Source organism: Pseudoalteromonas sp. SR45-5 (genome assembly GCF_014163565.1).
GTDB lineage: Bacteria > Pseudomonadota > Gammaproteobacteria > Enterobacterales > Alteromonadaceae > Pseudoalteromonas > Pseudoalteromonas distincta.
This window is the reverse complement of sequence record NZ_JACJDN010000053.1, coordinates 1-11,238: the sequence shown is the minus strand read 5'-3', so window position 1 is coordinate 11,238 and position 11,238 is coordinate 1. Positions and strand designations below refer to the sequence as shown.

Below are 11,238 nucleotides of genomic sequence, written 5' to 3'. Positions count from 1 at the left end.
CACAACTTAAAACAAAAAAAGAGCTGACATGAAACATTATTTCTCTCTCACACTCCTCGCTACTGCTGTTTTAGCAGGTTGCGCAACAACAAGTATTACACCTACTGATGTAACAAATGGTTCTAACAGTATTCAAGCTGATGAATTGGCTAAACATGTAAAAGTACTCGCATCGGATGAGTTTGGTGGCCGTGCTCCTTCATCACCTGGCGAAAAGCTAACGCTTGATTATTTAACTGCGCAGTTTAAAGCCCTAGGTTTAGAGCCAGGTAATGGCGACAGCTACTTACAAGAAGTTCCACTTGTGTCGCTTGAGGCTGATGCAAACATGGTATTAAGTATTGGTGGTAAAGACTATCAATACAAAAAAGACATGGTTATGGGTAGCAGCCGCATAAGCGCACAAGAAGGCATAGAAAATTCTGAACTTGTATTTGTGGGCTACGGCGTTAACGCACCTGAATACAATTGGAATGATTACGAAGGATTAGACGTTAAAGGTAAAACGGTTGTGATGCTGGTTAACGATCCGGGCTTTGCAACAAAAGACCCTACTTTATTTACTGGCGACGCGATGACCTATTATGGACGTTGGACATACAAATACGAAGAAGCGAGTCGACAAGGTGCCGCTGGTGCAATTATTATTCATGAAACAGCACCTGCTTCTTACCCGTGGTCGGTTGTTGAAAACTCGTGGAGCGGCGAGCAGTTTGGTTTTCAAAAAGAAAACAACAACATGGACCGTGTAGCCGTTGAAGGCTGGGTTACAACTGACGTAGCAAAAGAGCTTTTTACTAAAGCAGGTTTAGATTTTGATACCGTTAAAACAAATGCTGCTAAAAGTGCTTACCATGTTGATATGGGCGATTTAACTGCTTCTGTTAATGTTAAAAATACGATTAAAAAATCAGTGTCGTATAACTTTATTGCCACTTTACCTGGTAGTGAGAAACCAGATGAGCATGTTATTTACTCGGCTCATTGGGATCACTTAGGTACAGATAAAACACGTAAAGGCGATCAAATTTATAACGGTGCTCACGACAATGCAACGGGTACCGCTGGGCTAATTGAAGTAGCTGAAGCGTTTACTAAATTACCAAAGCATCCTAGCCGCTCAATGACATTTTTAGCAGTTACGGCTGAAGAGCAAGGCTTACTAGGTTCTAAGTACTATGCAGCTAACCCAGTGATTGCAGCTGATAAAACAGTCGCTAACATAAATATGGATAGCTTAAATTTATTAGGCAAAGTAAAAGACATGAATGTGGTCGGTATTGGTAAGTCACAAATGGATGAGTTTTTAGCAACTGCAGCTAAAGAGCAAGGCAGAACAATATCAGGCGATCCTAAACCATCATCTGGTGGTTATTACCGCTCTGATCACTTCGCATTTGCTAATATGGGCATTCCAGCCATGTACGCAGGTGGCGGCACAGTCGCAGCTGACGAAGAGACAGCTAATTACCGTAAACGCATGAGTTTAGTACTTCGCGGTTGTTATCATCAACCGTGTGATCGTTACCGTGACGAATGGGATTTATCGGGTGCTGTTCAAGACTTACAATTGTTTTATAAAGTAGGTTTTGATATTTCGGAGCAAGAGCAATGGCCAACGTGGAATGCAAACTCAGAATTTCAACGTAAGTAGCATTGGTTTAACATCGAAAAACTCAAAGAGAGTAATCGATTTAAATAGATGTAAATGATATTGATTATCATTTAATTAAAATATACAGTGTTACTAAGTTTATTTAATTGGTAACACTGTATGATTTTACTCTCTCAAATAGGATTTATTACGCCCGCTTCTAAACGCTTTGTTAGCCAAAATAAACGTTTATTATTACCACTTTTTTTACTGGTATGCTTAGCTGTGCCATCACTTCGTGAAATTACAATAACAGCACTAAGTGATGCTTTTTTTCAAGTTAGCGTATTTGTTGCTGCTACATTATTAATTTATTACTACGCCATAGAGCATTTACCTCAATTAGAGCTTAGTTATTTAAGTGCTAAATCGCCGGTATTAGAAATATTTTTTGCTGCCGTTTTAGGTGCTCTTCCTGGATGTGGTGGTGCAATAATAGTGGTTACCCAGTTTACAAAAGGCCAAGCAAGTTTTGGGGCTATTGTTGCTGTTTTAACAGCTACAATGGGAGATGCCGCATTTTTACTCCTTGCCACTCGCCCTACTGAAGGTTTAACCATAATGGCCATTGGCTTAGTAGTAGGCACGCTTTGTGGTGTTATAGTAAACGCCCTTCATGCAAAAGACTTTTTACGCCCAACAAAGCAAGAACAAAAACACCAAGTTAAAGTATTGCCAACTCGTATAATTAAAATAAGCAAACCCGTTTGGATGTTCGCTATTATTCCAAGCCTCATTATTGCTTTTTTAATTGCATTTAATGTCGACTTTGATCAATTTGGAAAATACACAGGCACAAGTATTAGTATTTTTGGTGCTGCAATGGCGTTATTTACTGTAACTATATGGGCGTATTCTTCTAAAGGTGAAAGCTATAAAGAAGTAACCTCAGAAGACGATGAATGTAATCCACCTTCTAAAATTATTAAAGTACTTCAAGACACACACTTTGTGACCGCATGGGTAGTGGCATCGTTTATGTTGTTTGAGATTTTAGTAAATATTGCAGGGCTTGATTTAAAAAACTGGTTTGCACATTATGCTTATTTAGCGCCACTTATTGCTGTGGTGATTGGTTTTTTACCCGGTTGTGGTCCGCAAATAATTGTTACTACGTTATATATTCAGGGGATCATTCCATTTAGTGCATTAACTGCTAATGCAATATCTAACGATGGTGATGCGTTATTTCCTGCAATTGCAATGGCACCTAAAGCGGCTGTAATTGCGACTGTGTATACATCTATTCCTGCTTTGGCCGTTGGCTATGGCCTTTACTTTTTAAGTTAAAATTGCCATAAACAAAAAAGCTCAGCTATTGCTGAGCTTTTAGGATGTTAACTTATTTTATTTATACGGCTGCTGGCTCTGCAGCTAGTTCTTTTGGATTTGGGCCATAATCGTTCTCACCTTCATGTGAGTTTTGTGCAAGAAAAACAATTAAAACAATCCAACCAATTACTGGCACTAACCAAAGTAACTGCCACCAGCCTGAACGACCAGTATCATGAAGGCGACGTGCACCAGCACTTAAGCCAGGAATTAATAGCGCTAAGCTATAAATAGTGCCAATGAACATTGTACCTAGTACACCATCAATCGCATTACAAACTACCGAAAAAATGAAGTTAAATAATACAAACATCCAATATGCTTTACGACGATTACGGCCTGAAAAATCCGCGTAGCTGCGAAGCGCGTTCATATAATGTTCCATGAAATTTCCTTAGTGTTATTTTTTATATTCCCTAACGGGGTTAACTTTATTACTTTTTAGTAACACATGTATCTTAAATAAAAACAGACTCATTTAAAACAAAAAACCAGCAAATTGCTGGTTTTTTTATTAGGGCGTGTTGACCTTTGCGGATTGTAATTTGTTCAATCTAGGGACGATTTAATCGCGGCGCGAGGTTTGTAACCTAGTGGGCTAAGTAAAAACCGAGCAACAAAGAGTTTATCGCCCCTAGGCAGAACCCGAAGGGCAGCGCATGTTTGGCATTTATGCTGCGTTATCGCCTACTTATGGGGAGTAACCACACTTCATAGGCTCTGCCTTGCCTAAAAACCAAACATACTGCTGCAAATTCAATCATCAAAGATCAACACGCCCTAGGTTTAAACAATTATATTATTAACTCATAGCCATCATCATTGCCGATGGGTTTTCTAAGTACGATTTCCATAGGTTATTAAAGCGTGCAATAGTGCCGCCATCAATAACACGGTGATCGCCAGACCAACTTACTTGCATTATCGCTTTACTCACAACCTGCCCACTTTCGTCAAAACGTGGTAGATGCTGTAGTTTACCAAGCGCAACAATAGCTACTTCTGGTTTATTAATTATAGGGGTTGCGATAGTGCCGCCAATCGCACCAATGTTAGAGATACTAATTGTCCCACCTTTTAAATCATCAGGTGCAACACGCCCTTCTCGCGCTGAGTGAGTTAAGCGGGTTAAATCATTAGCCACATCAACAATACTCTTACTCTGGCACGATTTAATATTAGGCACTAACAAGCCAATTTTTGAATCAACCGCTATACCAATATTATGATCGTTATAATAGGTAAGCTCTGAGCAATCATCATTCACTTTTGAATTAAGTACAGGGTACTCTTTCATTGCTAGCGAGAGTGCTTTTACAAAAAATGGCATCATGGTGAGCTTTACGCCTTGTGCTTTGTACTGCTCTTTTAAGGAGCTGCGCAAAGCTATAAGCTGTGTTAAGTCGATTTCATCACTAAACGTAAAGTGCGGAATAGTTGAAACCGAAGCCACCATTTGCTTGGCCATGGCCGCTTTAATGCCTTTAATTTGCTCTACTCGTACGCCACCGCTTTGATTCTGTGTTTGGTTTTGTACTGCACTTTGAGAAGCATCGCTATTAAGCGGTGAAGTATCAATAGTATTTGGCACTTCGCCTTTTACAAACTCTTCAATATCTTGCTTGTAAATACGTCCATTTTTACCACTACCTGGTACGCACGTTAAATCAACATCTAGCTCACGTGCTTTACGACGAACCGCAGGTGATGCAACCGCTTTTTGATTGATAACTTTAGCAGCTTGTTGCGTTTCAACTGGTGCTGTTTTTTCAACTACAGCATTAGTTTGAGCCTTTACGACCGCTTGGTTTATATCAACATTTGGCTTTACTGCACTGCCTGCAATTGTCATTTGAAACAACGGGCTATGTACTTTTGCTATTTCACCTTTTTGGTAATATATTTTTTTTACTGTGCCTGTATATTTTGCCGGAATTTGTACTAATGCTTTGTCGGTCATTACGTCACAAACCGCTTGGTCTTCTTCTATTTCGTCGCCTTCAGCGACTAACCAATCAACAATCTCACACTCAACAATACCTTCACCAATATCTGGTAGTATAAAGTCCTCAACTACATCAGATGCATTGTTATTAGTTTGATTTTCAGCTTGAACTGGCTCTTCTACTACTTCATTACTCGTACTATCACCAGTTACATCCATAGCAAATAAAGGAGCATGTACTTTAGCAATTTCACCTTTTTGATAATATAGCTTTGAAATAATGCCATCATGCACTGCTGGAATTTGTACTAATGCTTTGTCTGTCATCACATCACAAATTGGCTGGTCCTCAGATACGGTATCGCCTTCTTGAACTAGCCACTCAACAACTTCGCATTCAACAATGCCTTCACCAATATCGGGTAATATAAAATCTTTCGCCATGGTAACCCCTAAAAATCCATTGATTGTTTAATTGCAGCCAACACTTTTAGTGCGTCCGGTACGTATTCTTTTTCAAGTGCCAACGGGTATGGTGTATCTAGACCACATACACGTAAAATTGGTGACTCTAAATGCAAGAAACACTCTTGTTGTATTGTTGCTGCTATCTCGGCACCAAAGCCATTAGTTATAGGCGCTTCATGGCTCACGATTAAACGGCCGGTTTTAATAACCGATTTAGCAATCGTTTCAACATCCCATGGTAAAATACTACGAAGATCTATTACTTCACAGCTTATACCTTGCTCGCTTGCTTGCTGTGCTGCCTCTTCAATAATCTCGATTTGAGCACCCCACGCTAAAAGCGTAATATCGGTACCCTCTTGTACTACTTCAGCCGTGCCTAATTCAATACTATAATCTTCTTCTGGCACTTCGCCTGTTGATGCACGATATAAACGCTTAGGCTCAAAAAATATGACAGGGTTATCATCTTTAATAGAGGCACGTAATAAACCCTTAGCTTGATAAGGGTTACGCGGTACAACCACTTTTAAGCCCGGTGTATGTGCAAAATAAGCTTCGGGTGATTGCGAGTGATATAAGCCACCAGCAATACCACCGCCATAAGGCGTACGAATAGTTAAGTTACCTACATTAAATTCATTACCACTGCGATAACGAAATTTAGCGGCTTCATTTACTATTTGATCAAACGCTGGGAAAATATAATCAGCAAATTGAATTTCTGCCAATGCAGGCGCACCAAATGCCGCTAAACCATTAGCAAAGCCTAAAATACCTTGTTCGGTTAAAGGCGTATTAAAAACGCGATGCTTACCGTACTTTTCTTGCAAACCTGATGTTGCTCTAAATACACCACCGAAGTAACCAACATCTTCGCCAAAAATACAGGCTTGAGGGTGTTCGTTCATCGTAATATCGAGGGCAGAGTTAATTGCGTGGAGCATGTTCATTTTAGCCATTACTTAATTCTCCCTGCGGTTACTGGGTAAGCATCTGGATGCTGTTTTATATGTTCTTTTAATTGCTCGTACTGACGTTGCAATAATGGAATTGGTGTATCGTAAACGTCAGATACCAATTCTTCTAAAGCGGGCTTTGCAACAACTTCAGCACGCTTAAGCGCTGCTAAAATTTCTTCACGAATCGACTCTTTTGCTTTTATGTCGTCCTCTTCGTTTAACCAATCTTGCTTGACCAACCATTTTCTAAATTTATCAATAGGACAGATTTGATTATTTGCCTCTTCATCTTTAGAGCGATAACCACTGGGATCGTCTGAGGTAGAATGCGCGCCTAATCGATAAGCAATCGATTCAATAAGCACAGGCTCACCTTGTGTTGAGGCTATTTCGCGTGCTTTTTTAGTCGCCGCATACACAGCAAGTGCATCTGTGCCATCAACACGAATTGTTTTAATGCCATAACCCACACCACGCGACGCAATACCATCGCCTTTAAACTGTTCATCAGCAGGGGTAGATATGGCATAGCCGTTATTACGTGCAAAAAATATAACCGGCGCTTTGTGAACAGCCGCCATATTTAAGCCCGCATGAAAGTCACCTTCTGATGCAGCACCTTCACCAAAGTAACAAATAGTCACGTTATCAATTGTGCTTGCAAGCTCACCTGTTTTAGCGTCGATATGCTTTATTTTTTGACCATATGCATAACCTGTGGCCTGTGGTATTTGCGTACCCAGTGGCGATGAAATCGTCATGTAGTTTAGCGCTTTAGAACCATAATGGATTGGCATTTGGCGACCTTTACCTAAATCCAATTCATTTGAGAACATTTGGTTCATAAATTGATCAAGCGTAAAACCACGATAATGCAGTGCTGCCTGTTCACGATATTGAGCCATGATCATATCGTTTTGATCAAGTGCAGCAGCAGAGGCTGTAACTGCGGCTTCTTCTCCTAGGCATTGCATATAAAAACTAACACGGCCTTGGCGCTGCGCGCCTTGCATACGTTCATCTAACAAACGTATAAAACGCATTGTTTCATATAACTTAATAGCGGTATGTTTTGAAATATCAGGTGCGGTTGCACTAGGATGAATGTCGCCGTCCTCAGTTAAAATACTAAGGGTTGGAATATTAAGCGCTTGACCATCAATAAATTCAAGCTCGTGGTTAATATTCAGCGATACGTTATTTGGATTACTCATAACCTACCTTCTTTTGTTGTCGGTAAAACAGTGCCCCTTTAAATTATTATTATGGGTGATTGCTGCTGGTTAAACTTTGCAACATCTGCACTATCTTTAATTAAAGCTGCCAACACTTTACGTTAACGTAAAGTGTTATTCAACAGTTCTGGGACGAAACAAAAGCAAATACAGGTTAAATAAGTGGCAAGTTAACGATACGGTTACTTTAATTAATAGTAATCATATAGTTAACTTGAAGCTACCAGTGGTCTGATGAGTTTAATTAGACGAAATCGCTATCAATATCCATTGGAATAACTGTAAGGAGTGCTCTTTGCCCTAATGCTACGCTCGCATTTGGGAAAATAATAGCCTCTCCTTCAACGTCAGCGTAAATCGCTTTATCACCGTCGGTTGCAAGTAGTTCACCTTTCGCAAAGCCAGTAAAGTTCTCAGCATTATCAGAAAAAGGAAAACTAAAATCGTCCTGCGTTCTATTAATTGTGCGATGGACAGCAAATAACTCAAAATCGTTTGCATTAAATTCAGGATATTCAACTTCATTTTGACTAATTAATGCAGTTAAGGTTTGCTTTGTTTTTTCAAAGCGAGCCATGTCGTTTTGGCCAAATGGTTTAACTTGACCTAGCTCTACGGTAAATGAATCAGCTCCATGTATAAATGACGAATAATAGCTAAATGTTGTTGCAGGAGATTTCATCATAAGTACGGTATTTACACCACAACTCAATAAAAATTGTAACTGTGACTTTTTCCAAGGCTTACCATGTAAAAATGGATACACAGCAAATTTTTCGTTTTTAGAGCCTCTAATTGCAGTGTGTAAGTCGTAGTGACACCGGCTACTGCCTTGCTCGCCACGCGTATAAAAATCGCTTACGTATTGCTCAAGCTTTGCAGCACGAGTACGCTCATTATTCATTGGTACACCTTCAACTGTATGGTGACCATTAAATAATCTATTTAAGTTTTCTTCTACAAAACGCAGGCCAATATTAATTGATTGTGGATTACCATAAATAAATAAAACATGCTGCTTAAGGACTAGCTCACCTTTTATAATTTGTTTAATGAGCGTATCACAAATTTCAATTGGCGCAGTTTCGTTACCGTGTACAGCGCTTGAATAAATTACATCTTTGCTTGTTTTAACAGCAGGTTGAAACTCAATTACACCGGTATCGTGTATATTTACACGAGTTCCATTATCTAAAACAAATTCACCTGCATCTAAATGCCATTCGTTGTCACGACTAAGCGTTAAAAAATCGCCCGTTTGTTTTAATTCATTTAAGTAAGATGGATTGGCTGACATGTAATAAGCCCTTTAAAAATAATGTGAGAGTAAACTCTTATGCATATATATGCACAAGGTAGAGGTATAGAAACAAAAACGGCTGAATAAATCAGCCGTTTTAAAATTATTAGATTAAGTTAGCTTATAACTGAATCTACAAGCTTTTTAGCTTCTTTTTCAAGTAACGCTAAATGCTCTTCACCTTTAAATGATTCAAGGTATATTTTATAAATATCTTCAGTACCTGATGGACGCGCTGCAAACCAGCCATTTTCAGTGACCACTTTTAAACCACCAATTGCCGCATCGTTACCTGGTGCATGAGTCAGTTTTTGCAAAATAGGTTCGCCAGCAAGTGTATCTGCTTTAACATCAGAAGCACTCAATGCTTTTAAACGTGACTTTTGGCCGCTTGAGGCCGGTGCATCAAGGCGTTTATAAATTGGAGAACCAAACTCTTGTTCTAGTTCTTTATAAAGCGCTGATGGAGTTTTACCTGTTACTGCAAGTATTTCTGCAGCAAGTAGTCCCATAATAAAGCCGTCTTTATCTGTACACCATACAGAGCCATCAAAACGTAAGAATGCAGCACCTGCGCTTTCTTCGCCACCAAATGCAAGCTTGCCTTTGCTTAAGCCTTCAACAAACCATTTAAAGCCTACGGGTACTTCTTTTACTTTTCGATTATTGCGCGCTGCTACTTTATCGATCATAGAGCTAGAAACCAGTGTTTTACCAATCTCTACTGTTTCATTCCAATCACGGTGTTTAAGTAAGTAATCAATTGCCACTGCTAAAAAGTGGTTTGGATTCATTAAACCATCTGGCGTTACAATACCGTGGCGATCGTAGTCAGGGTCGTTACCAATAGACACATCAAAGTCATCTTTTAATGCAATAAGGTTTGCCATTGAATAAGGTGATGAACAATCCATACGAATTTTGCCATCTTTATCAAGTGGCATAAAAGCAAAACGTGGGTCAACAACATCATTAACGACGGTTAAATCTAAATTATATTTTTTAGCAATAACAGGCCAAAAATTAATACCTGAACCACCTAGTGGATCGATACCAATTTTGATACCTGCATCGCTAACGGCTTTTAAATTAACGATATTTGCTAAATCATCAATATAAGGAGTCATTAAATCTTCGTAGCGAATAAAGCCTGAACGTGAAGCTTTAGCGAATGGGAATAACTCAACTTCAACCAAGTCTTCTAATAAAAGTTGATTTGCTCTGTCTTCAATCCACTTAGTGACGTCGGTATCAGCAGGTCCGCCATTAGGTGGATTGTATTTAAAGCCACCATCTTCAGGAGGGTTATGTGAAGGCGTAACAACAATCCCGTCTGCAAGCTCATTTGGGTGCAGCTTGTTATGGCTAACTATGGCGTGGCTGATAACTGGCGTTGGTGTAAAGTCACCGTTTTCTTGCGTTATCACTTGCACTTCGTTAGCAACTAAAACTTCAATAGCTGAATTAAATGCAGCCTCACTCAGTGCGTGTGTGTCTTTACCTAAAAATAACGGACCAAAAATATCATTTTGTTTTCTATAATCACAAATAGCCTGAGTAATCGCTAAAATGTGTGACTCGTTAAATTTAACATCGTAAGAACAACCACGGTGGCCTGATGTACCAAAAGCAACACAATGCTCTGGATTTTGTTCAAGATCAGGTTCGTTTAAGTAATACGCAGATACTAATTTAGGTACGTTAACCAGTGCTGATTGTGGAGCAGTTTTGCCTGCGCCTGAGTGAATAGCCATTATATTTCCTTACAGGTAATCGCGAATTTTTTCAGCTTGCTCTGCACTATATCCAAGGCAAAGAGCAACTTCATGAAGCATCATTTTTTTACGCGTTGTATTAGAATTTGTCATAACCCAATATTCACTATCAGTTATGTTTTTAGGGTTCATACTACTACCGCTATTTACTAAGGCTTCTTTACTAGTAGCAAAGTAAACACGGTCACGCCCTTTAATATCTAGTACAGCCGAAAAATCAGTTTTATGTGTGCGGTAAAATGCACTTAAAATAAACAAAAAGCGCCCAACAACACCCTTCTGCATTGCCAGCTCTTCTTTATTTAATACATTAAAAACATTATCGCTTTTTTGCTTCACGGGTGCGTGAGCTACAGGCGTTTGTTTTTTTGCAGTCTCAGCAGCAGGTAGCTCTGAGCTTTTTAATGTGGCGGTAGACGTAGTCGCAGTTTGATTATTTTGAGTTAGTTCTACGTTTGCGGTTTGAATTTTTTCGCCGCTCAGATTTAATAAACGACGTAAAATAGTGGATGCACTTTCACCAATACTTTGCGTATTGCTTGCAATATACTGATATAACTCGTCGTC

At 39.4% G+C, this 11,238-nt stretch carries 9 protein-coding genes; 2 read left to right on the top strand and 7 right to left on the bottom strand.

Features of this window, described 5'->3' with window-relative positions:
• The first annotated feature begins 28 nt into the window (after positions 1 to 28).
• Positions 29 to 1,654 carry a M28 family metallopeptidase gene (locus H5072_RS03755; RefSeq protein WP_182692749.1) on the top strand — a complete coding sequence of 542 codons (1,626 nt, stop codon included), beginning with the start codon at positions 29 to 31 and terminating at the stop codon, positions 1,652 to 1,654.
• A gap of 120 nt (positions 1,655 to 1,774) precedes the next feature.
• Positions 1,775 to 2,944: a putative manganese transporter gene (locus H5072_RS03750; RefSeq protein WP_138489105.1), complete on the top strand. Its 1,170-nt coding sequence runs from the start codon at positions 1,775 to 1,777 to the stop codon at positions 2,942 to 2,944.
• A 61-nt stretch (positions 2,945 to 3,005) separates the two neighbouring features.
• Here the strand turns inward: H5072_RS03750 and H5072_RS03745 are convergent, their stop codons facing one another.
• The 7 genes from H5072_RS03745 to seqA form a co-directional block, all read right to left on the bottom strand.
• On the bottom strand, positions 3,006 to 3,371 hold the full coding sequence (locus H5072_RS03745; protein ID WP_182692748.1) for a DUF805 domain-containing protein: 366 nt from the start codon (positions 3,369 to 3,371) through the stop codon (positions 3,006 to 3,008).
• 417 nt (positions 3,372 to 3,788) lie between these two features.
• Entirely contained in the window at positions 3,789 to 5,375 is a 1,587-nt protein-coding gene (locus H5072_RS03740; protein WP_182692747.1) for a dihydrolipoyllysine-residue acetyltransferase, read from the bottom strand.
• Between the two features lie 8 nt (positions 5,376 to 5,383).
• Positions 5,384 to 6,361, bottom strand: a complete 978-nt coding sequence (locus tag H5072_RS03735) for an alpha-ketoacid dehydrogenase subunit beta (RefSeq protein WP_182692746.1) — start codon at positions 6,359 to 6,361, stop codon at positions 5,384 to 5,386.
• Positions 6,361 to 7,575, bottom strand: coding sequence for a thiamine pyrophosphate-dependent dehydrogenase E1 component subunit alpha (locus H5072_RS03730; RefSeq protein ID WP_182692745.1), 1,215 nt, complete (start codon positions 7,573 to 7,575; stop codon positions 6,361 to 6,363). The genes H5072_RS03735 and H5072_RS03730 overlap by 1 nt, the downstream gene beginning before the upstream one ends.
• 265 nt (positions 7,576 to 7,840) lie before the next feature.
• Positions 7,841 to 8,893 (bottom strand): succinylglutamate desuccinylase, encoded by a 1,053-nt coding sequence (gene astE, locus H5072_RS03725; protein ID WP_182692744.1) that lies wholly within the window; start codon positions 8,891 to 8,893, stop codon positions 7,841 to 7,843.
• A 119-nt stretch (positions 8,894 to 9,012) separates the two neighbouring features.
• The gene (gene pgm / locus H5072_RS03720) at positions 9,013 to 10,650 is read right to left on the bottom strand and encodes a phosphoglucomutase (alpha-D-glucose-1,6-bisphosphate-dependent) (RefSeq protein ID WP_182692743.1); all 1,638 of its coding nucleotides are present in this window, start codon (positions 10,648 to 10,650) and stop codon (positions 9,013 to 9,015) included.
• Positions 10,651 to 10,659: 9 nt separating this feature from the next.
• On the bottom strand, positions 10,660 to 11,238 hold a 579-nt coding region (seqA, locus tag H5072_RS03715; RefSeq protein ID WP_182692742.1), incomplete at its 5' end, for a replication initiation negative regulator SeqA.